The organism is Paenibacillus sp. 2TAB19 (assembly GCF_052115185.1).
Classification (GTDB): domain Bacteria; phylum Bacillota; class Bacilli; order Paenibacillales; family Paenibacillaceae; genus Pristimantibacillus.
In genome coordinates this window covers 1-22,495 of record NZ_JBFRGE010000002.1, presented here as the reverse complement: position 1 = coordinate 22,495, position 22,495 = coordinate 1, and the positions used below count along the sequence as shown (strand labels likewise).

Sequence of the window (22,495 nt, the reverse complement as noted above, 5' to 3'; positions counted from 1 at the left end):
TATATCTGGACAATAACTTGTTAGAAAAATGTTAGGCTTTACTGTCGAAGAGCGCCGGAACGTCTTGAAGCTCTTCCAAAAGAGTTGTAAGATCCCTATTAAGTATGGCAATGGAAGCATGTAATTCCCCCGGTTCGGGCTGCCCTTCTTTCAGAATGCGATCAACCTCGGCTGCGGATGCCGACAGTTCCCCCGCCGACAAATAACCAGCCGCTCCCTTCAGCGTATGAACCATTCTCTTCGCGGTGGATAGGTCCTCCTGCAATACCATCAACCGCAACTGTTCACAGAATGATAGGTAATCCCTTCTAAACTGTTCTAACATATGAATAAAGATCGGAAGCTTGCCGTTCACCCGGGCCAAAGCGCTCGGCACATCCATTCCTTTCACTTCCGGCAGCACCAGCTGGGTCTTCTCCTGCTTGCTCTTGCTGTTCTCTGCTTCAATTAAATCTTCTTCCCATATGCCGGGAGGCAGCAGCTTGTCTTTGCCGGCCTGCGCCAGCCAATACGTAATTACATTTTGCAGACGCTCGGCATCAATCGGCTTCGTCACAACCCCGTTCATTCCCAGCTTTAAGTACTGCTCATGGTCTTGTCTGAGCGCATTGGCCGTTACCGCAATGATCGGAAGCTTACTGAATCTAGGCTGTTCGCGTATAATCCGCACCGCCTCGGAACCGTCCATGACCGGCATATGAATATCGATCAGAACAAGATCCCAATGCTCTTCGTCCAGCTTATTCAGCGCCTCCTGCCCATTCTCGGCCAAGCCCGCTTCATAGCCGCTGGCCTTCAATATTTCCAGGGCGACGAGCTGATTGATTTTGTTGTCCTCGGCCAGCAATATTCTCGCCCTGCCCACCCTTACGGCCTCGCTTGCAGCCGCGACTTCCCTGCGATACGGCAATAGCTCCGTGCCCGAATCACGCTTCTCATCAAGTCCGCTAAGCGCACGCTGCAAGCTTTCGCGCGTCAACGGCTTGATAAGCAAGGTAACGGGACGCTGCGAATCCGGTAATTGCAGCATTTCATCCCGCCCGTAAGAGGTCGTCATGGCAATGGTTCTTACCCCTCTTTCTTCTGCGACACGGTGGAACTCCAGCCACGTCTCTACCCCATACATGTCCGGCATTTCCATATCGAGAATGATGAGCTTGGGAAGCGTGCCCGCCCCCGTCCGCAGAAGCCTTTCCTTCGTCGTTTTCCATGAATCGAAGGCTACCGGCGCCATTCCGAATGCCTCCATCATGCCGCTCCAATGCGCCAGCATCTCAGCGTCATCCTCAACAATCCATACCGGCTGCTCGACCATGTCGGCGCTAAGCTGCCATGAGCTCTGCGCATAATGATGAATGATAGGGAACGACAAAGTGAAGTAGAAGCGGCTGCCAACTGCCGGCGTACTCTCTACCTTCAGCTTGCCGCCCATCAGCTCGATGAAGCTCTTCGAAATAACAAGCCCCAGTCCCGTCCCCCCGAACTTCCGCGTCGTAGATCCGTCTGCTTGCGTGAAGGGCATGAATAGTTTATCGAGCTGCTCCTTCGACATCCCGATACCGGTATCCGATATACCAAACCTGAGCTGCACGGTATCACCCGTCGATTGCAGCTGCTCGACCTCAAGCTTCACACGGCCTTTGCTTGTGAACTTAATCGCGTTAATGCATAAATTAAGCAGCGCTTGCTCAAGTCGCATCGCATCGCCAATGACCGTCTGCGGCATATGCTCGGACGACTCAATAATAAATTCGAACTGTTCTTTGCCGCCCATGAATACGCTAAGCTGGTCCGCCAGTCGGCTAAACAGCTCATCCGGCTGGAAGGGCAGCCGCTCAACCTCGATTTTGCCTGCTTCAATTTTGGAGAAGTCTAAAATATCATTAATGATGCGCAGCAGCGTCTCCGAAGACGTCTGCATCTTGTCCATATAATCCTTCTGCGAAGAAGACAGCCCTGTCTTCCTCATGAGATGGGTGAGCCCTACAATGCCGTTAAGCGGGGTTCGAATCTCATGACTCATAAGCGCCAAAAACCGGCTTTTCGATTGATTCGCCTCTTCTGCTTCCTCCGTTGCCCGAATCAATTCATCCTGCACATGTATCTGCTCCGATATATCACGCGCGATACAGGAGAAAAATCTCTCCCCTGTCGTAATATCCTGATGCGCGACAACGACCATCGATACATGAAGCGGTTCGCGGTCTTTCCTTGTCAATTGCGCGCCGCCCTCCCAAAAGCCGTGTTCAGCGGCAAGAGCAGCCCCCCGCGTCAATTCCTCGTATATGGCGGGCTTTACATGCTCCTCTACTAATTCGGGAGAATCATCCTCGACTGTGATCCCGAGTATTTCCTTCCCGGCACGATTCAAGTAAATGACGTTACCTTCCGTATCAACCGAAGCGATCAAGTCCTTAGCCGATTCAACGATTTCCTGCAGCCGATTGCGGGACTTCTCCACTTGCTTCCGCTCCGTAATATTGGTTACCATCCCTACGACACCAGAGAATCGGCCATTGCGGTCGCGCAAGCCGTTCGAGCTATGAACAGTCGGAATACGCTTGCCGTCCTTGCTGATGAATGTCCACTCTCTTTCATAAGAKAAGTTTTCATTGCGCAGCTCCTTGAATACTTCCATCCCCGGCTGTACCTCTCGTCCCAACCGTTCCGTCAGCTTGGCGGCTTCCCTCTCGATTTCCTCCATATCCATGAACAGCAGCGGCGTAGCCCAGCCCATTAACTCCTCCGTCTTATAGCCAAGCATATTCTCTGCCGTCTTGTTGAGATAAGTGACGCGGTATTGATCGTCAAGCACGATAAACGAATACTGATTTTGATTAATAATCGCCTCAAGACGATCGAACATCTCCTGCAGATGCTCCATCATGCCATTAACCGAATGGGCTAACTGGCCGACCTCGTCGTTCGGCGTTGCGGCCAAATGATTCGATTCGAAGTTGCCGCTCGCGGCTTGCTCCGTAACGACAAGAATGCGTTCCAGCCGCTTAATAATACGTTCGAAATACATGTAGAATGATACGGCAATAATAGCTTCCGATACAGCAATCGTCATGAAGATGCGCCAGAAGATAGGACTGAGCATAGCCTCCAGCTTGGACGCCGGCTCCTTAAGCGCAAGCCGCCAAGGCGTCTCCTCAACCTTGGTGTAAAATAGCGCATACTGTTCTGCCTGCTCGCTTATTTGCACATAACCGTGATTAGACGAGGTAAGCTCATCCGCAACGGACTCCAAGCTTCCGCCTTTATCATAGAGCGATACATTCTCGGTAATGCCAGAGATCGAATTATATATAAGGCTGCCATTGTCGTTATACAAATAGAGAACGGATTGGTCGCTGTTCTTCTCCAGAAAATGATCGATAGCCGAGAATAGGATCGATGCGTAAACAACCCCTTGCACTTCGTTCTGCACGCCATACACCGGTACGACAATCATTACTTGCTTCAGGTCGGAGAAGGAAGGCTTATACGGATCCGTAATAACTACCTTGCCTCTGATAGCCTCCTGAAAGAAGGGCTCATTATTAATATTCCGCCGCTCGCCATCCGTACGCAATACAAGACCATCCTTGTCCGCATAACCCATCGAGTAATAAATGAATCCGCTCCTAATCAGCTCACGCTCAAAATAGGGCAGACGCGTGTCGTCCTTACCGAACCTTACGGCGTCGGTGCGACTCATCACCAGCACTTCGGCCTTGCGGATCGCCATCCACGAAGCCAAGTCATTCGCTTGAGAGCTCTGCTGGCTGCTCGCCTTCTCGAACGCCGATGCCATCATTGACTGCTTCACTGCAGAGTAGTTGCCTATCCCTGCCAACAACAGCGGAAATAATGAAATCAGAATGATTAAACATAGCCCTTTGGTCCGTAAAGACATTTTATTCAAGTGTCTTTCTCCTCTCAACCCGTCTGCTTATGTATAACGCCCAAAATGCACAATCTCATTATACCTTTAATTAGGATATTGAACTATATAAAGAGTTTTAGAAATGAAAGGATAACAACTACTCCACAAAAAAACCGAGAAGCTGTCCAATTGATCAGACAGGCCTCCCGGCTTCATATGTTTTCTTTCTATTCGGCAGCTAATATGGATTCGATACGATCAAGCTCAGAATCGCTGAACTCCAGTCTATTAAGCGTTGCAACACAATCATCAATCTGCTCGGTACGGCTGGCGCCGATCAAGGCAGTCGTTACCCTTCCGCCTCTAAGCACCCATGCAAGCGACATTTGGGCCAACGTCTGACCGCGCTCTCCAGCAATCTCATTAAGCAGCTTAACCTTCTGCAGCTTGCTCTCCGTAATTTGATCGCTCTTCAGAAAGACGCTTGGACCAGCCGCGCGCGAATCTGAAGGAACACCGTTCAAATAACGATTCGTTAATACGCCGCCGGCAAGCGGCGAGAACACGATCGAGCCAATCCCTTCATCATCAAGCACATCCTGCAGCCCGTTCTCAATCCAGCGATTAAACATGGAGTACGACGGCTGATGGATGAGGCAAGGCGTTCCGAGCTCTTTCAGTATGGCTGAAGCGCGGGCCGTCTGCTCAGCGCTGTAATTGGAGATGCCGACATACAGCGCTTTGCCTTGACGTACCGCATGATCGAGCGCGCCCATTGTTTCTTCGAGCGGCGTATTCGGGTCTGGGCGGTGTGAATAGAAAATATCCACATAATCCAGCTTCATCCGCTTAAGACTTTGATCGAGACTCGACAGCATGTATTTGCGCGATCCCCAATCCCCGTATGGGCCTTCCCACATATGATAGCCGGCCTTCGTCGATATAATGAGCTCATCGCGATAAGCAGCCAGGTCATGCTTCAGAATTTGTCCGAAAGTCTCTTCCGCCGAGCCCGGCGGCGGTCCGTAGTTGTTCGCCAGGTCGAAGTGCGTAATGCCGAGGTCGAATGCGCGGCGAACCATCGCCCGCCCATTCTCGTAACGATCGCCACCGCCGAAGTTATGCCATAGGCCCAGCGATATTGCCGGGAGCCTCAGGCCGCTCCGCCCTACGCGGTTATATTTCATGCTTTCATATCGGTTACTTGCTGGAACATAAGTCATTTTCTGTATTCCTCCATCCGGCTGATTGGAATATTGATCCTACATGAATAGCATATCTCCCGCGTCCAAGCAGGTCAAATAGGTCTGCGGTATGTAATCTATTATTTCGCCAGCTTGCGATCAAGCTTCAGATGAGGCGTATTGCGAAGCGTTTCTTTGAAAAATTCAGGTTGCTCGGCAACGAGTCTTACCCATGCCTGCACGCATTTTGGATCAAAATGAATGCCGCTCTCCGCTTCAATAATTTTCATTGCCGCCTCATGGGACATTGCCTTCCGGTATGACCTGGAGGACGTTAACGCATCATATACGTCTGCAACAGCTGTCACGCGAGCTAGCAGCGGTATGAGGTCGCCGGCCAATTGATCGGGATACCCGCTGCCGTCCCACTTCTCATGATGTGACCTAATAATACCCAGCTCCTCGGGCATAAAGCCAAGGCGCCTGCACAAGTCGTACCCCGTGACGGGGTGCTGCTCGATAACGAGCCTTTCCTCAGGCGTCAGCTTACCCGGCTTATTCAAGATGCGATCGGATATACGAAGCTTGCCCACATCATGAACGAGTCCGCCCTGTGCGATAGCTCGCAGCTCAATTCTTGACAGGCCAAGCTCTTCTGCAAGCTTGAGCGCGTAGAGCGCAACGCGATAGTTATGACCTGCTGTATAGGAGTCTTTCGCTTCTGTTGTCATAATCAACTCTTTGACGCTCGGCGACATATGCGTATTGATCCAATCTCTCGGATTTGCCCGAAATAACAGCTTCACCGACGACGTAATAGACTTGGAGCTCATATATTGTCTAACAATACCGCCTACCATTACAATGACGGATGCTAGCAGCATGAAGTGATAGAGCCACCAGCTTGCCTTCCATGTTTCACCGGTCACGATAATGAGCTGCGCAATGATCATCCAACCGGCGCTGTATACAATAGCAAGCTGTAAGGGAAAACGCGAGGATAAGTAGATTTGAAGATAGCGGTACATGGTCCATAGATTCATCACCACAATAAATGCGCTGACAACCCATTTGATGGGGTTCTCCTTCAAGTGGGCAGCGTGGAGCAGATCAGGGTAATTCCATATCGTAAAGCAGATTGCTGCTAGAACAACAACCCATACAGGAAGCAGCCAGCGCTGCCACTTCGCAAACCATTTTATAATGAATAAATCTGCTGACAAGGAGGAGAGCCATAGCCATATTACTGCGATTAAAACACTCAGCTGCGCGGCATTGCCGGCGATGGTGGAATGATGCATAAGAAAGCCGGGTGTAGACATGCCATGCAAGACGAATAGCGCGGCAAGCGAGACATAGGATAAGGATAGGAAGCTTATCTTGATGTTTCTCTGCCTGATTGCGACGATGCCAACTGCAACCGCTAGGAGCAGCGCAAACAAGGATACGAGACTAACCATGTAAAAATGCTCATTCGGCGCCTGAAATAATTTGTCGAGAGCCGTTGACCTCAGCCATAAATAGCCAAGCCACGGTACAAGCATCGACAATAAGAGACCTGCGAATACCCCAGCATTTTTGCGCAAGCTGATACCTCCTACACTTCAATCGTCGTCTATTAAGTGGCAAGGCGCATTTCATTCCAAATCGATAGCTTTCAGCAAATTGCGAACATATTTTACCTAGATATGGTTATCATACCATCCCTGTCGTATTCGATAAACAAAAGATTACACAGCCTCTTGCTTCAAGCTGAACAGCCAGCGATCAAGCTCCTCGCGGGGCATCGGCCTCTTGAAATAGTAGCCCTGCATGACTGTGCATCCTGCCGCCCGTAAGAAGTCGAGCTGCTGCTCCGTTTCGACTCCTTCCGCCACCAGCTCCAAATTCAGTTGATTCGCGAGCGTAATGATTGTATTGACGATCGCACGCTTAGACGGAGAGTCGCTCTCCTGCATATAATGCTTGTCAATCTTAAGCGTATGGAACGGAATCTGATCGATCGCCCCGAGGAACGAATAACCCGAACCGAAGTTATCCATCGAGATCGTCACGCCCATCTCCTGAAGCGGGAGCAGCTGGCGTATAACATCGGGCGCATCCTTCATTACGATCGATTCTGTAATTTCCAGCTCAAGCATATCCGGCGCAAGTGCCGCACGCTGCAAGGCAGCCGTAATCATGTCCATTAAGTTCTTGCTCTCGAATACGTTGATTGACAGATTAACGGATACGCCCAGTTTATTGTCCGTTCGCATATTCCACTCTTTACAATCGATGCAAGCCCGCTCTAGTACCCACCGTGTCATGCCGACAATAAGGCCCGTTTCCTCCGCAATCGGAATGAACTCATTCGGCGCAATGAGACCATACTTCGGATGATTCCATCGCAGAAGCGCCTCGAAGCCAACCGGGCAATTGCGTTCCGAATTCCACTTCGGCTGGTAATGCAAAGCGAGCTGCTCGGAAGCAAGCGCGCTTCGCAGCCCCTTCTCAATCTCCATTCTGCGGATCAGCTTCTGTTCCAAGTCGATATTGAAGGAGCAGAATTGATTTTTGCCAAGACGCTTAGCCTGGTACATCGCCGTGTCGGCTGCCTTCAGCAGGGTCGAACGATCCTTGCCATGCTGCGGCGCGTAGCTGATACCGATACTGCCTGTGATGTACAGTTCGTTGCCCTCCAGAACATATACTTTTCGTATTTCTTCTAATATAAGCAGCGCCATCGTTTCTATCGCCTCTTGCTTCATCTCATTAACCAACAGCAGAAACTCATCGCCCCCAAGCCTGAACACATATCTGTCCTGTCCAAGAAACTTCTGCAAACGAGAAGCCACCTCTTGGATAAGCAGATCGCCTATGTCATGGCCAAGTGTATCATTTATGAGCTTGAACTGATCGAGATCGAGGAAGAGCACCGCGCTTTGAGATGAATCTCCGAGCTTTTGGTCAAAATGATGATTCATCGCATGCCGATTATGCAAACCCGTAAGCGGATCGCTGAAAGCCATACGCTCCAGCAGCGTCCGATCCACGTAAAGCGCAATCCAGGTAACCATCATAATCATAAGCATCACAAGGGTAATCGAAATAAGCAATACGAGGTCGACTCCAACTTTCGAAACCCTCATTAACAGCTCATCGTCGCCGCACCAGAACTCAGCCGCGCTCATGCCCGTATAGTGCATCCCGCAAACCGCCAATCCCATTAATGCGGATGCCCCCCACTTCGGCCAGCCCCGGTTCGTGTCTCGGCGAAACTTCGTGAAAATATACAGCGCAGCGTACGAAGCAACGACGGCAAACAAAGCCGCCGCCGCCCATATAAGCGGCTTGTAGGTAATTGTTGTGGCTGGCGCGCGCATAGCGGACATACCGATGAAGTGCATCGCAACAATGCCAGCCCCCATGATGAGGCTGCCAAGCGCTAGCCGCCGCTTCGTTGCTTGCCTTGTCATCGTCAAATAAAATGCGGCAAATGAACCGATAATACTGGCAAAAACGGAAATACTAGTCTCGCGGACATCATAATGAACAGGAAGCTCCAAATGGAAAGCAAGCATGCYGACGAAATGCATCGCCCAAATGCCGCTGCCCATGACGAAAGAAGCCGCAGCAAGCCAACCCAATTGCGATTTCCCTGAGGTACTCGTTATTTTAAATGTGAGATTAAGCGCGGAATAAGCTACGAATAGCGCTATCAAAAATGACAATGTTACAATCCAGCCGTCATAATACCCTCGCAGTATGAACAATTGATCCCTCCGTAAAGCTGTTAACTCGTCAACAGCATGTCTTACATACTATACAATTAATATGAAACGACAATTGTTGCAAGCAATATTTTTATTTTAGATTAAGGTATTTTGCTAAACGATTTGTTATAGTAGGTAAATGACAGGAAGATTGAAGGGAGTTTATCCAATGAATAACAATGAATCGCAGTCCAAAAAAGACGAAGAAAAAGTAACGGCTGCGAAGGAAGAGCAATTCACGCAAGAGAACGAACAGCAGGACGAGCTGTTCGAGCAAGTTGAAGGTCAAGAGGATATCGACCTGGAGAAAGAAGCGGAGGAAGCCTATGAGGCTGATGCGGAGCAACAAGCCGCGGCAACTGCAGAAGTTGTACCTCTGAACGCAGCGGGACAAGTATCCGACGCGCCAAAGACTGGCGGCGGCAAAGGATGGATGATCGTATCCGCCATATTGGCTGTTGCGCTCGTCATTGTTCTGATCAAGCCTCCATTCGGAAGCAATGGCGGCTCTGTTGCAACCGTCAATGGACAAGATATCCCGCAGAGCAGGCTGTATGACGCGCTCGTAGATGCAGGCGGTCCAACTACATTGGACAACCTGATTACAGAAGAGCTGATACAGCAAGAAGCGGATGCAGCCGGCGTGAAAGTAACGGACGCAGAGATTACTGCTGAGATCGAGAAAATCAAAGCCAACTTTGGCACGCCTGAGGAATTCCAATCCGTATTGTCGCAATACGGCATGACGGAAGAAAGCCTGACTCGCGATACGAAGTTCCAATTGACGATTTCGAAGATTCTAGAGCCTAAGACAGAAGTAACGGATGAAGAAATATCCCAATACTTCGAAGCGAACAAAGATACGTTCACGGATACGCCAACAACGATTCGCGCATCGCATATCCTAGTAGCGACGCAAGAAGAAGCGGATGCTATCCTTGCTCAATTGAAAGGCGGCGCGGATTTCGCTACCGTTGCCAAGGAAAAATCGACGGATACTGCTTCGGCAGCAAACGGCGGAGACCTTGACTTCTTCAAGAAGGCTGACATGGACCCTGCCTTCGGCGAAGCAGCCTTCGCACTGAAAGTCGGCGAGCTGAGCGGCGTTGTTCAATCGAGCTTCGGCTTCCACATAATCAAGAAAACGGAAGAGAAATTGGGTACGTACCCAGCACTCGACGAGAAGAAAGAAGAAATTCGTAAGACGCTTGTCGCTCAAGAAGCAAGCGGCCTGTCCCAAGCATGGATGACTGAAATTCGCGAGAAAGCGAAGATCTCGAATACAATGCCGACGCCGCCGCCTGCTCAAGCAGACGCTGGCACAGCTGCTCAATAATAATAAAGACAGCAAGAAAGAAGCTGCAGAACCGCGCATCRGGCGCGTGTCTGCAGCTTCTTTGCTGTCGTTCTGATTATATGGGTTACTCGTAAATAACGGCTCTAACTTCCTCGCTATCGATATTCGTCTTGTCGAACCAGACGAAACCGCTGTCGATCTTCGCCGCCACTGTCTCGCCTTTGGACGCTGCCACGGCTGCTTTGACCGTTTCATAGCCGATGCCGACAGGGTTCTGCGAAATGGCCCCAGCCATCAAACCGCTCTTGATTGCGTCAATTTGCGCTTTGCCGGAATCGTAGCCAATAACGGTAATTTTCCCTTCGGCTTTCATTTCCGTTACGGCGTTGATAACACCGATTGCCGATCCCTCGTTAGCACCGAAGAACCCTTTCAGATTCGGATGCGCCTGCATAATCGCCTTCGCAAGGTCGGTCGACTTCAAATGATCGCCGCCGCCATATTGAATGTCGACGATCTTGATGTTCGGATATTTCTCCTTGATTCGGTTCACGAAGCCGTCGCGGCGGTCGATGCCCGTGCGGCTCGTCTGGTCGTGAACGATAACCGCTATTTCTCCTTCTCCGCCAATCAGCTCAGACATCTTGTCCGCGGCCATGCCCGCTGCGGCAACGTTGTCCGTTGTGACGAGACTGGAAGGAATGTCGCTGTCCACGCCCGAGTCGAATGCGATGACCGGAATACCGGCATCCTTCGCTTTCTGCAGCAGCGGAATGGAAGCTTGGCTGTCGAGGGCAGCGAAACCGATTGCGCTCGGTTTCTTATCCAGCGCGACCTGCAGCATTTCCAGCTGCTTATCGACCTGCGACTCTGTTTCCGGTCCTTCGAACGTGATTTCTACGCCCAGTTCAGCAGCAGCCTTCTCCGCTCCGTTCTTCACCGCTTGCCAGAATTGATGCTGAAAGCCTTTGGATACGATCGGGATGTACATTTTCTCCGCTTGCGCATCCTTGCCGCCGTTATCCGTCTCCGTCTTGGGTGCGGTCGTTGCCGCCGGCTCATTGCCATTATTCCCGCTGTTGCCTCCATTGCCGTTCGAACCGCATGCGCTAATGACCATAACAATCGCGAGTACCAACATAAACAAACCCTTTTTCATTGTTCACTACCCCTTTGTTTGAATGAATGGTTATTGAATGGTTGTTGCCGTTAAGCTTTGCGCCGGCGCAAGTTATCCGCGTAGACAGCGAGCAGGATTACAAAGCCGACAACGACCGTCAGCCACTCCTGCGGTACGGACAGAATGCGAAGCCCATTGGTCAGGACGCTCATAATTAATGCTCCGATGACTGTGCCGATGATCGTGCCCTTCCCGCCGCTAAGCGATGTGCCGCCGATGACAACCGCCGCGATTGCTTCCAGCTCGTAGCCCATGCCGAGCGACGGCTGCGCCGAATTGAGGCGCGAAGCCATTAGAATGCCGGCTATACCTGTGAATGTGCCGGTAATCGTATAGATGGCGATTTTCCAATTGCGCACATTGACACCGGAGAGGCGCGTCGCCTCTTCGTTGCTGCCGATTGCGAAGTTGTAACGGCCCACAATCGTTCGGGAGAGCAGAAGACTTCCGATAATCGCAGCGAGGAAGAAAATAAGAACGGCATTCGGAATATCGAAGCCGGGAATGACGGCTCCCAGCAGTGAGCCTTGCGAGATCTTCATAAATACAGGCGTCTCCGTGAAGTACACCGGCTTCGTGCCCGAGATAACAAGCGCCAGCCCTTTGGCAATCATCATCATCGCCAGCGTGGCAATGAAAGGCGGTATGCCTAACCTCGCAATCACGAGCCCGGACATCATTCCGCATACGGCCCCGGTAAGCAATCCGCCGAGGATGCCGACCCACACCGGCAGCCCCCACATCGTAATGAATACCCCTGTCATGACCGAACAGAGCGTCATTACCGTACCTACCGACAGATCGATGCCGCCTGTAACGATAACGAACGTCGATCCAAGCGCGAGTACACCGATTACCGCAGTCGATAGCAGAATGCCGACCAGGTTAGAGAATACGAAAAAATTGCTCGACGCGATGGAGAAAAAAACAATTAATAGAATTAAGCTGCCGAATGCCAATAATTGCTGCAGTCCGGATTGAATGGCGAACTTTGGTTTGACGCCGCCGGCCATTGTAGCATTTCTCATTGCAAGATATCCCCCTTCTGCCTGGCGCTTAGCTGACTCGATCTGTCGCATACGTCATAATCCTTTCTTGCGAGGCATGTTGATCATTCATAAGCTCTCCCGTAATTCTGCCTTCGCACATCACAACAATACGGTGACTCAGCCGCAGAATCTCAGGCAGCTCCGAGCTGATCATTATAATCGACTTGCCCTCCGCCGCTAGACCTTCCAGCAGCTTATAAATTTCGTTTTTGGCCCCAATATCGATTCCTCGTGTCGGCTCGTCGAAGATGAGAATATCGCAATCCCGCGTCAGCCATTTGCCGATAATAACCTTCTGCTGGTTGCCGCCGGACAGGAACTTCATCTTCTGTGCGATTCCCGGCGTCTTCACGCGCAAATCGTCGATGACTTGATCTGATATTCGAGCCATCCGCCTGTCGCTCATGAAGCCGAGCGCATTCTTGAATCGGCCAAGCGCCGCAAGCGCTATGTTCGTCTTCACATCCATATCCAGCAGGCAGCCGTAGTGCTTCCGATCCTCGGACAAATAACCGATGCCGTGCTTTACCGCTTGATGCGGCCCGGTTATGCGCACCTTGCGGCCGTGCACGTAGATTTCGCCGGCATCGATCGGATCAGCGCCGAAGATCGCGCGTGCGGTCTCCGTTCGACCTGCTCCGACCAGTCCCGCGACGCCCAGAATTTCTCCCTTAGCCAGCGAGAAACTGACATCATGAAGCACGTTCTTTCGCGACAGTCCCCGAACCTCGAGCACTTTCTCAAGCTGCTCTGCGGCTTGCCTGTCTGGCCTCGCAGGTTGATAGATTTCCCTCCCGACCATCATCGCAATGATTCGGTCGATGCTGACAGCGGCTGTATCGACGGTGTCGATATACGTGCCGTCACGCATGACCGTAATCCGGTCCGTAATTCGCTTCAGCTCCGCCATCCGATGGGAGATGTAGACGATGCCGACACCCTTCTCCTTCAGCTGCGCAATCATGCGGAACAGCTCATCGATCTCGGAGTCGCTTAGCGCGGCCGTCGGTTCGTCCATTATAAGCACCTGAGAATCGTAAGAGATCGCTTTGATGATCTCCACCATCTGCTGCTTGGCTACCGTCAGCTTCGACACCGGCGTCGTCGGATCGATGTCCAGCTTCATCTGCTTCAGCAGCAAGGCGGTCTGCCTATTCATCTCCTTGTCATCGAGCCAAAAGCGAAGCTTTCCTCGCGGCTCCTTGCCGATAAAAATGTTCTGGGCTACCGTCAAATCTTGAGCCAGATTAAGCTCCTGATGAATCATTCCGATTCCCAGCTTCTGGGCAGCTCTCGTATCTGCGATTTGCACGTCCTGGCCTTTGTAGACGATGCTTCCTTCATCCATCCGGTAGACGCCGGTCAGCACCTTCATCATCGTCGACTTGCCCGCGCCGTTCTCGCCGACAAGCGCGTGAACCTCGCCGGCACGAAGCTCGAATCGGCAGCTCTTCAAGGCATGAACGCCAGCGAAATGCTTCTCTACGCCTTCCATGCGAACAATCGTCTGCTCCATCCCTGCCCCTCCTTATCGCTAATTGATTCCTGATGTGTCTCTATTTTTGCATATCTTCACCGTCCCCTTACATGTGATTTCTTTCTGTAAAAGTCGAATAATTTTGGGTGTTAAAACAAAAAAACAGAACCCCCAAAAAGGTTCTGCTAGTTCGTAACGAAAGGAAACAGCAGCTTCTGATTTTCCTCCTCGTACATATTCTGTTTCGTAATAACCAAAGAGCCTGTATCGATAGACTTCGGCACCGATTTATTTCTAACTGCGTCAATGGCCGTCTTCATGCTCAAATATCCCATTTGAAAAGGCCGCTGGATAACCGTCGCCTTCATAACGCCTTCGTCCAGCAGCATAATTTCGTTAACCGAACTGTCGAAGCCGACCAATGTAACCTTGTCCTTCCCACCAATTTCCTGGATAGCCCTGCCCGCACCAACCGTCGTCGGCTCGTTCAACCCAATGATGCCGACGACATCCTGCTGCGACTGCAAGATTTCCTTGGCCATGAGGTAAGCGTTCTGCTCCGATCCCTCCACATAATACGTAGGAAGCAATTCAATATTCGAATTGTTCCCCAGTATCGAACGGACACCCTTCTCCCGATCGATGTGCGAGGCGGCATTTTTGACATAACTGATAATAGCGACCTTGGCTTGCCCGTTAATCTGGCTTTGCATCATCTCGCCTGCCTTCTGGCCGGCATTCACGTTGTCCGTCGCAACGCTGCTATGGGCCGCATCGGAATTTATTCCCGAATCGACAATGATGAGCTTGATTCCTTTGCTCCTGACCTTCTCGGCTATAGGGACTAGACGGTCAAAATCATTGGCGGCAAGCACGATCGCATCCGGCTTCTCCCCAATCGCCTGCTCGACGAGCGCAATCTGCTCATCGACATCTGTTTCCGTTTTGGAACCGGTCACCTTCACATTCGCTTCGAATTCCTGGGCAGCCTCCTGAACTCCGTCGATTAGCACTTCCCAGAACTCAATCGAAGCGTCCGTCGACTTAATAATAACCGTAATATCGACCGGATCCCTGCTCGACAACCCTTGCCCCCAGTAAGCCACACCAGMTGCAGCTATCAGCAGCAGCAAGATAATGGCCAATGTTCGTTTATACTTCCAGATCATCTTATGCTGCCTCCTATAACKGGGGATGCTTAGGCAACCGTATCGTTACCGTTGTACCTTCGCCCGGTTTGCTCGTATACGAAAGCCCGTATTGCGCGCCGAAGTAAAGCTTGAGCCGCCCGTGTACATTGCCCACGCCAACGCCTTTGCCCGCTTCTCCCTCGTATTGCTGGGTTAACAGCTTAGCAAGCTTCTCCTCTTCCATCCCGTTCCCGTTGTCCTCAACGATCAGAAGCACATCGGTAGCGGTCTCTTCCGAATATATGGTGATGAGTCCAGGACCGCGCTTCATCTTAATCCCATGATAAATCGCGTTCTCGACAATCGGCTGCAGAATCAGCTTAATCGTCTTGTACTGGCTCACCGATTCATCCGTCTCGATACGATAGTCCAGCTTGTTCTTGTAACGCATCTTCTGGATCTTCAGGTAGTTCGTAATATGCTCAAGCTCCGTCTCGATCGTGACGAGCTCCTCCCCCTTGCTGATCGAAGCCCGGAACAGCTTGGCAAGCGCAGAGGTCATGAGTACGACCTCCTGTGATTTTTTGCTCTCGGCCATCCAAATGATAGAATCCAGCGTGTTATAGAGAAAATGAGGATTGATCTGCGCTTGCAGCGCGTTAATCTCGCTTCTTCGCTTCAGCTCCTGATCCCTGACGACCTGGGACATCAGCTCCTTGATTCGGCCAACCATCATGTTGAACGCCCGCGCCAGCCTGCCGATCTCGATTGTCGTCGGGACGGGGACTTGAATGTCGAAGTTGCCCTTCTCCACTTCTTTCATATAGCCCTGCAGCTGCTTGATCGGCTGGCTTACCCGCTGCGACACGAACAAGGAAATGATGATCGCAATAACGATGCAGACGAGCCCCAGCACAATAATGGACAGCCGCATCTTATTCTGATTGCCGACCAGCTCGCTGACATAGGAGACGCCAACGATTTTCCACCCGAAGTCGGATTCCTGCACCGTGTACATTTTGCGGTTGCCGCCTTCTCCGCTCATGAACGTGCCGTTCTCGATTTGAAGCACCTCTTGAATTTTCTCCGTCTTCAGCTTGCTGTAGATAAGCTGCTGCTGAGGGTGATAGACGATCTGTCCCTCCGAATTAACGATGAACAAATACCCTCGCTGACCCAGTCGAATGTCCTGCAGCATATCGTTCATGACGCTGAAGTTCAGGTCGATCAAGAAGATGCCGAACTTCGTTCCGCTCTCTCTGCTCGTCAGCTCCATGCTCAATGAGACAACCCAAGGATATTTATCCTTGAATACCGGCTGAACGTGCGAAGGAGAAATGACGTATTCGCCTCCCGCTTCCTGAGCGCTGCGGTACCAGGTAAGACTCGGAATATCTATGAATGGGTTGAGCTCCAGCTCCTTGTTGCCAGGCACGAATTGTCCATTGTAGCCGAATAGACTCACCGACGAAATATCGGCGCGCGACACAGCCATCGATTCGAGGAAATCGGCAACAGCCTGCTTGTGCTCCCGTTCCTTCTCAGGGTCGTCCTCTGCCTTCCCCGACATATACTGCTGCACATACGGGTTGCCGTCGACCAGGTCGGAAATATACTTCATGCCGTTCACGTACGATTTAATATTGTTGTTCACTTGMTTCACAAGTTCCGTCGTATAGGTCTTCGCATTCGATTGTACGGCATCCTCCGACAGGAAATAAGAAACAACGCTCATGATAACGATAGTCATCAGAATGAGCAGCACAAACGCGAGCACCATATTCGTCTGCATGCTTCGAAAACGCAAGAAGGACGCGAGCTTCATCCTTCGCCTCCCAACATCTTGCCGCGGAATTCCGTAGGCGTATCCCCCGTATGTTTCTTGAACGCGCTGCTGAAATATTGCGGATCGCTGTAACCTACCGCGTAAGCGATTTCATAGCTTCGCATGGCGGTGAGCTTGAGCAGCTCCTTCGCTTTCTCCATTCGCTCGTGAATGACGTATTCCACGAACGTCTTGCCCATATTTGTTTTGAAAAGGGTGCTGAAGTAGCTCGTGCTCATGGATATATGAGTGCATACCGTCTTTAACGAAAGCTCCGGTTCCGTATAATGCTGCTTCACGTAGGCCATCGCCTTCTCGATCTGCAGCATGCTGTGATCCTCCCGCATACTGCGGATGATCGTTACCGACTTGCCGCACAGCTCCTTCATCCAGCTCTCGAGCTCATTCAATGAAGCAAGCTGCCCCATCTCGGCAATCGGATTTGCCGCTTCCCCGAATATCGTATCGGTATCGGCTCCCATCTCGTAGAGCGTATGCATAAGCGTAAGCACGAAGCGCTGCAAATAAATATAACAAACGTCGAGCGAGAAAATCCGGTTCCGGAACGTCCCGAACAGCCTGCTTATCCACTCGTCCATATCCTGAGGCGTCCCCGTCTTCAGCTTCGTAATGAGCTCATTCTCCCATGCGACGGCAGACAGCATCGCCGGCTTCTCCCGCCGTTCCATGTCCGAGATGCGAATGATTTCGTTCGTCCCGATAACGAAGCGGTAGACGAGCGCGGACAACGCCGATCGATGCGCAAGCGCGATGTTATCCTCTTGCTTGCATATATGGCCGATTCCGATTGACGCTTTAAGCGGCAAATAAGCGGTAATTGCGGCATGAATCTGTTCCGCTGCTGCGCCCGCTTCCTCGCGGAGCGCCTCGGAATCGGAACCCGACAACAAGACAAGCACACGATTTTCGCGGTCGCGAAACACCTCCGCCCCTGCATATCTCTCCATGACTTCCTTCGTAATATTAYAGATGGCGAATCGGAACAGCTCATCGTCGGAAGGCGTCGACGGCAGCTTCAATTCAAGCTCGTCGACGTCGACGGCCAGCTCGACCAAGAACGGTCCGCTCCAAGCGATCTGAAAATAGTCATAACTCTCGCTTCTCTGCTTCGCCGTCATCGAGGAGGTGACAAGCCGCTCAAGGAAGCGCTCCTTCAAGAGCGGCATGCTTTCATTCAATTGCTGCTCTAATCTTTCGTAATCTCTTTTTTGCTTATTCTCCATATCCATCTGTCCGGCAATCCTGACGAGTATCTCTTCCATTTCCATAGCGGTAACCGGCTTCATAATATAGTCGGCAACCTTCATCTTAAGCGCCTGCTGGGCGTACTCGAATTCATCGTACCCGGTCAGAATAATAACCTTGATGTCCGGGTAACGAACGGAGAGCTCGCGCGTCAGCTCGATGCCGTTCATGAACGGCATTCCGATATCGGTCATGACGATATCCGGCTTCTCGCGCTCGATGAATTCCAGCGCTTCAATGCCGTCCTCGCAAGTGCCCGCACAGACGAGCCCCATGCTTTCCCAATTCATGCCCTCCTGAATCGCTTCGCGAACGAGCGCCTCGTCATCCACAATCAATAGCTTATACATGGAGCCGTCACCTCAAAGTCTCAGGGGTATCTTCTGCTTATATAGCTCATTATAAGGCCGTCCCCCGCTTCTGCCCATTTGTAATTATCGCTTTTTAGTTGAATTATTTCCTGAGGTCACGATATAGCGTAGCGTCTAAGAGCATACGGGCTCCGCCTGCATACAATACAACAAATGAAAATTGGTATGCGAAATACTCTCACTTGTCTCGTATGCCTTCTTGGGAGGCCTTAAGGTGAGAATATTGCAGTGGGTAAAGCTCGGAAGCACGATACGGGTCTATTTCGGCAAAACGTCGGTAGAAGGAAAATATCAGGGCGTTCGAGACGATACGGTCGTGATCGTAACGGATAAAAACGCAATATTTTATGTACGTGTGGCCTCGATTACCGCCATTAAGGTATGAACGGCGAACAACCGCGCCGTCGCTCGGAGGGGCGACAGCACGGATGCCGTTTTTTTCAGATGCAGGGATCGATTGTTATCATTACGGGATAGAGATAAAGTTAATTTGGCGAAGAGGGATAAAAACGAGAGCACCAGTTGTTGTTGTTAAAAGAACATTTCCGTTCTCAATACCAGCGAATCTGCCTGTAAAGTTGCCGCTGTCTGTTCCAACTGTGATCGTTTGTCCCAAGCTAACATTGCGAAGAATAGCAAGGATCGAGTTAACTTTGGAGTTAGATCCAAAGTTGTTCGAACCAGCGCCGGCGACGTTGTTTCCAAATTGTCTGCAGTTTGACATAATCTTTCACCTGCCCTTCTCTTGAAGCTAATAACATACTATTCTCGTAACTCGGAATGGCGTAGATGAATGATTTAATAGAAACGCCCAATCTCAAACCCGTATTCCATGTGTGAGAGCTATGCAGACTAATAGAGGGGAAGGTTTCCTGTCCATGAAGGCGAAGCCCCCATTCGCTGTATGAGTGATGTGGTGTTCAAGAACAATGCTATGGTATGCTTTGTCTATACGTTTTTTATCACATTTAGCATGTACATATGGAGGTTATGTTAGTGAGCAACTATGGAGTACGCAGCTACGTGGACACCTATACGATCTATGAGCTGACGGAGCAAAGCACGGTATCGCGTATCATTGTATGCCCCGAGCGAGGCGGAATCGTTATCGGCTGTCAATTGAACGGCTATGAATTGTTTTATTTGGACAAACCAACCTTCGAGCATCCGACCGCTAACATTAGGGGCGGCAATCCGATTCTATTCCCGATCTGCGGGCAACTGGAGAATCAATCCTATGAGTGGGWTGGACAGGCTTACAGCATGGCCAATCACGGCGTAGCGCGTACGTCCCCTTGGGACGTTATCAGCACGAGCGAGGAAGGCGAAGCCTCCATTACGATCAGGCTGCGCAGCAATGAGCAGACGCTTGTTTCCTTCCCGTTCGAATTCGAGCTGCTGTTCACTTATGCGCTCAAGGACGGCAAGCTGCATACGCGCCAGCAATACCGCAATCTAAGCACGGACAGGACGATGCCGTTCTATGCCGGCTTCCACCCCTACTTTGCAATCGAAGACGGCAAGTCGCTTGTATATGATACGGATGCTACGCAATATCTCGACTATAATGACAATGTCACTAAACCGTTCGAGGGCGAATTCGATCTAGAAGGCTTGGTTGAATCCGTCACGCTGCTCGATGCGAAGCAACGCGAGATCGCCTTCCCGGTTGCCGGCGATGTTCGCGTGAGAATGACGTACGACGATATATTCAAATACGTCGTTCTCTGGTCGGTGAGCGGCAAGCCGTTCATCTGCGTCGAGCCTTGGATGGCGATGACGGGTGAGCTTAACCGCCAAGAGGAGCTTGTGCTGCTGGAGGCCGGACAGGAGCTTCACGCTAATCTGACGATCGCTTGCGAATCGTAATATAACGCAAAAAAGGCAAACCGAGCTCTCTCGAAGCAAGCTTCGAATAGAGACGGTTTGCCTTTTTTGATTATTCGCTTCGCTAATTGGAGTCTTAGTAACCCTCGCCCTTGCCGCCGGTTACAATGGCAATGCTCGAGCTGGCGCCGATTCTTGTTGCTCCTGCCGCGAACATTTGCAATGCAGTTTCCAGGTCTCTTACTCCCCCGGACGCCTTAACGCCTATGTCCGGACCGACCGTACGACGCATAAGCGCAATATCTTCCACCGTCGCTCCGCCCTTGCCGAAGCCCGTCGACGTCTTCACGAAGTCAGCGCCCGCTTGCTTGCACAGCTCGCATGCGGTAACCTTCTCTTCATCCGTCAGCAAGCCCGTCTCCAGAATCACCTTCAGCTTCGCTTTCCCCTTGCATGCCGCGACGACGCCTTCAACGTCGCGTCGCACGCCATCGTTGTCCCCCGACTTTAACAACCCGATATTAAGAACCATATCGACCTCTGTCGCTCCGTCCTCAATCGCTTGTTTCGCTTCGAACGCTTTGGATGCCGTGCTTGTCGCGCCTAACGGAAAACCGACTACCGTCGTAATTCCAACGCCCGATCCGGCTAGCTCGCTAGCCGCAAGCGACACCCAGCCCGCATTTACACATACGGTTGCAAATTGATATTGCTTGGCCTCCTTGCATAGCTGAACCACTTCATTACTAGTCGCGTCCGCCTTCAGCAGCGTATGGTCAATCATTGAAGCTACTTGCTCCGGCGTATAATTCGTTTTTATGCTCATCGTCATTCCTCCGATTCATCTAGCCTGTCCCTATTGGCGGCGTTTCGATACGTCTGCTACTTCTGCTACTTCTGCTACTTCTGCTACTTATCATAATACGAACGATTCAGCGAAACAACAACGCGGCTGGCCTGCATCCCTCAGCGGTTTACTTTTACTCGCGCGTTACGCTATGATAATGATGCTGTCAAAGCATTCCAAATCGAGTAAGGAGGCATTATAGCCCTATGGACAATATGTTAGTCAAAATAAAAGAAGCGGCTGCCTACATCCGCGGCAAGCTGCAAGCACCGCCTCAGATCGGCATGATTCTTGGTTCCGGCCTAGGCGTAATGGCCGATGAAGTGAAAGACGCCATCGTCATTCCTTATGGTGAAATTCCGCATTTCCCGGTTTCGACGGTTGAGGGGCATTCCGGTGAGCTTATCATCGGAGAGCTGGAAGGCAAGAGCGTTCTCGTCATGAAAGGCCGCTTCCACTATTATGAAGGTTATTCGATGAAAGAAGTCGTCTTCCCTGTCTATGTCATGAAGCAGCTCGGAATCGAAACGCTGCTCGTTACGAATGCGGCCGGCGGCATGAACCGCGCCTTCTCTGCCGGGGATCTCATGTTAATTACCGACCACATTAACAATACAGGCAGTAATCCTTTAATGGGAGCAAATATCGGCGAGCTTGGCCCTCGTTTCCCCGATATGTCGCAAGCGTACAACCGGGAGCTCCGTTCCATCGTTGCTGCTCAAGCCGCCGAGCTGAATATTCCATTGCAGCAGGGCGTATACGTCAGCATATCCGGACCAACATATTGCACCCCTGCTGAACTCGCTATGATGGCTGGATGGGGAGCCGATGCCGTGGGCATGTCGACTGCGCCAGAGGTTATCGCAGCCAACTACTGCGGCATTCGCGCAGTAGGCATTACATGCATAACGGATATGGCGATCAGCGAAGAGCTTGAGCCGCTCACTCATGAGCAAGTCGTTCGTGTAGCCGAGCAAGCCCGCCCTCGCTTCATTTCATTGGTTAGAGCATCCGTGCGCGCGTTCCAAGTGTAGGTTGATCTTGATTGAAAAGCGCTTTGACTGCTCATTCGAGCGGCTGAGGCGCTTTTTTATTGTTGATGCACTTGATGCTTGCCTGTTGGCGCCCCGCTCCCACCACCATCGTCGTTCTCACCATTCATAAGCTGCATTTCACAGCTTATTTTCCCTCAAGTAGCCTATGTTTGTACCAATAAGATGCAATTCACAGCCTACTCTATGTCCAACGCCGTCGGCTCCCTCCACCATYGTCGTTCTCACCATTCWTAAGCTGCATTTCACAGCTTATTACCCCTCAAGTAGCCTATGTTTGTGCCGATAAGCTGTATTTCACAGCCTATTCTTTCTACACCGCCGCCCGCTCCCTCCACCATCGTCGTTCTCACCATTCTTAAGC

At 51.2% G+C, this 22,495-nt stretch carries 15 protein-coding genes; 4 read left to right on the top strand and 11 right to left on the bottom strand.

Features of this window, described 5'->3' with window-relative positions:
- Nucleotides 1–31: 31 nt before the first annotated feature.
- From AB4Z33_RS01165 to AB4Z33_RS01150, 4 genes are all read right to left on the bottom strand, one after another.
- A complete protein-coding gene (locus AB4Z33_RS01165; protein ID WP_442048243.1) occupies nt 32–3,901 on the bottom strand; it encodes a response regulator in 3,870 nt (1,289 codons plus the stop codon).
- Nucleotides 3,902–4,098: 197 nt separating this feature from the next.
- Entirely contained in the window at nt 4,099–5,094 is a 996-nt protein-coding gene (gene mgrA, locus AB4Z33_RS01160; protein WP_442048126.1) for an L-glyceraldehyde 3-phosphate reductase, read from the bottom strand.
- Between the two features lie 101 nt (nt 5,095–5,195).
- Nucleotides 5,196–6,641 carry an HD-GYP domain-containing protein gene (locus tag AB4Z33_RS01155; RefSeq protein WP_442048125.1) on the bottom strand — a complete coding sequence of 482 codons (1,446 nt, stop codon included), beginning with the start codon at nt 6,639–6,641 and terminating at the stop codon, nt 5,196–5,198.
- 144 nt (nt 6,642–6,785) lie between these two features.
- Complete coding sequence (locus tag AB4Z33_RS01150) at nt 6,786–8,810, bottom strand: putative bifunctional diguanylate cyclase/phosphodiesterase (protein WP_442048124.1); 2,025 nt, start codon at nt 8,808–8,810, stop codon at nt 6,786–6,788.
- 169 nt (nt 8,811–8,979) lie between these two features.
- Here AB4Z33_RS01150 and AB4Z33_RS01145 point away from each other — a divergent pair, with 169 nt between their 5' ends.
- Nucleotides 8,980–10,146, top strand: coding sequence for a peptidylprolyl isomerase (locus AB4Z33_RS01145; RefSeq protein ID WP_442048123.1), 1,167 nt, complete (start codon nt 8,980–8,982; stop codon nt 10,144–10,146).
- A gap of 85 nt (nt 10,147–10,231) precedes the next feature.
- Here the strand turns inward: AB4Z33_RS01145 and AB4Z33_RS01140 are convergent, their stop codons facing one another.
- The 6 genes from AB4Z33_RS01140 to AB4Z33_RS01115 form a co-directional block, all read right to left on the bottom strand.
- Nucleotides 10,232–11,266: an ABC transporter substrate-binding protein gene (locus AB4Z33_RS01140; protein ID WP_442048122.1), complete on the bottom strand. Its 1,035-nt coding sequence runs from the start codon at nt 11,264–11,266 to the stop codon at nt 10,232–10,234.
- Between the two features lie 50 nt (nt 11,267–11,316).
- Complete coding sequence (locus AB4Z33_RS01135) at nt 11,317–12,315, bottom strand: ABC transporter permease (protein WP_442048121.1); 999 nt, start codon at nt 12,313–12,315, stop codon at nt 11,317–11,319.
- Nucleotides 12,316–12,343: 28 nt separating this feature from the next.
- Nucleotides 12,344–13,852: a sugar ABC transporter ATP-binding protein gene (locus tag AB4Z33_RS01130; protein WP_442048120.1), complete on the bottom strand. Its 1,509-nt coding sequence runs from the start codon at nt 13,850–13,852 to the stop codon at nt 12,344–12,346.
- A gap of 146 nt (nt 13,853–13,998) precedes the next feature.
- The gene (locus AB4Z33_RS01125; RefSeq protein ID WP_442048119.1) at nt 13,999–14,982 is read right to left on the bottom strand and encodes a substrate-binding domain-containing protein; all 984 of its coding nucleotides are present in this window, start codon (nt 14,980–14,982) and stop codon (nt 13,999–14,001) included.
- A gap of 13 nt (nt 14,983–14,995) precedes the next feature.
- Entirely contained in the window at nt 14,996–16,768 is a 1,773-nt protein-coding gene (locus AB4Z33_RS01120; protein WP_442048118.1) for a cache domain-containing sensor histidine kinase, read from the bottom strand.
- Nucleotides 16,765–18,384, bottom strand: a complete 1,620-nt coding sequence (locus AB4Z33_RS01115; RefSeq protein WP_442048117.1) for a response regulator — start codon at nt 18,382–18,384, stop codon at nt 16,765–16,767. Before AB4Z33_RS01115 ends, AB4Z33_RS01120 begins: the two co-directional genes overlap by 4 nt.
- A gap of 235 nt (nt 18,385–18,619) precedes the next feature.
- Between AB4Z33_RS01115 and AB4Z33_RS01110 the strand changes: the two genes are divergently transcribed.
- Entirely contained in the window at nt 18,620–18,790 is a 171-nt protein-coding gene (locus AB4Z33_RS01110) for a DUF2642 domain-containing protein (RefSeq protein WP_442048116.1), read from the top strand.
- 611 nt (nt 18,791–19,401) lie between these two features.
- Nucleotides 19,402–20,274, top strand: coding sequence for an aldose epimerase family protein (locus tag AB4Z33_RS01105; RefSeq protein ID WP_442048115.1), 873 nt, complete (start codon nt 19,402–19,404; stop codon nt 20,272–20,274).
- Between the two features lie 94 nt (nt 20,275–20,368).
- On the opposite strand, the gene deoC is transcribed toward AB4Z33_RS01105, so the two are convergent.
- Nucleotides 20,369–21,058: a deoxyribose-phosphate aldolase gene (deoC, locus tag AB4Z33_RS01100; RefSeq protein WP_442048114.1), complete on the bottom strand. Its 690-nt coding sequence runs from the start codon at nt 21,056–21,058 to the stop codon at nt 20,369–20,371.
- A gap of 227 nt (nt 21,059–21,285) precedes the next feature.
- On the opposite strand from deoC, the gene AB4Z33_RS01095 reads away from it, so the two are divergent.
- On the top strand, nt 21,286–22,113 hold the full coding sequence (locus tag AB4Z33_RS01095; RefSeq protein ID WP_442048113.1) for a purine-nucleoside phosphorylase: 828 nt from the start codon (nt 21,286–21,288) through the stop codon (nt 22,111–22,113).
- The last annotated feature ends 382 nt before the right edge of the window (nt 22,114–22,495 follow it).

Bases quoted from the DNA above. Each gene is read 5' to 3' on its own strand.
- AB4Z33_RS01130 (WP_442048120.1), bottom strand. From the start codon at position 13,852: ATGGAGCAGACGATTGTTCGCATGGAAGGCGTAGAGAAGCATTTCGCT.
- AB4Z33_RS01095 (WP_442048113.1), top strand. From the start codon at position 21,286: ATGGACAATATGTTAGTCAAAATAAAAGAAGCGGCTGCCTACATCCGC.
- AB4Z33_RS01140 (WP_442048122.1), bottom strand. From the start codon at position 11,266: ATGAAAAAGGGTTTGTTTATGTTGGTACTCGCGATTGTTATGGTCATT.
- AB4Z33_RS01145 (WP_442048123.1), top strand. From the start codon at position 8,980: ATGAATAACAATGAATCGCAGTCCAAAAAAGACGAAGAAAAAGTAACG.
- AB4Z33_RS01135 (WP_442048121.1), bottom strand. From the start codon at position 12,315: ATGAGAAATGCTACAATGGCCGGCGGCGTCAAACCAAAGTTCGCCATT.
- mgrA (WP_442048126.1), bottom strand. From the start codon at position 5,094: ATGACTTATGTTCCAGCAAGTAACCGATATGAAAGCATGAAATATAAC.
- deoC (WP_442048114.1), bottom strand. From the start codon at position 21,058: ATGAGCATAAAAACGAATTATACGCCGGAGCAAGTAGCTTCAATGATT.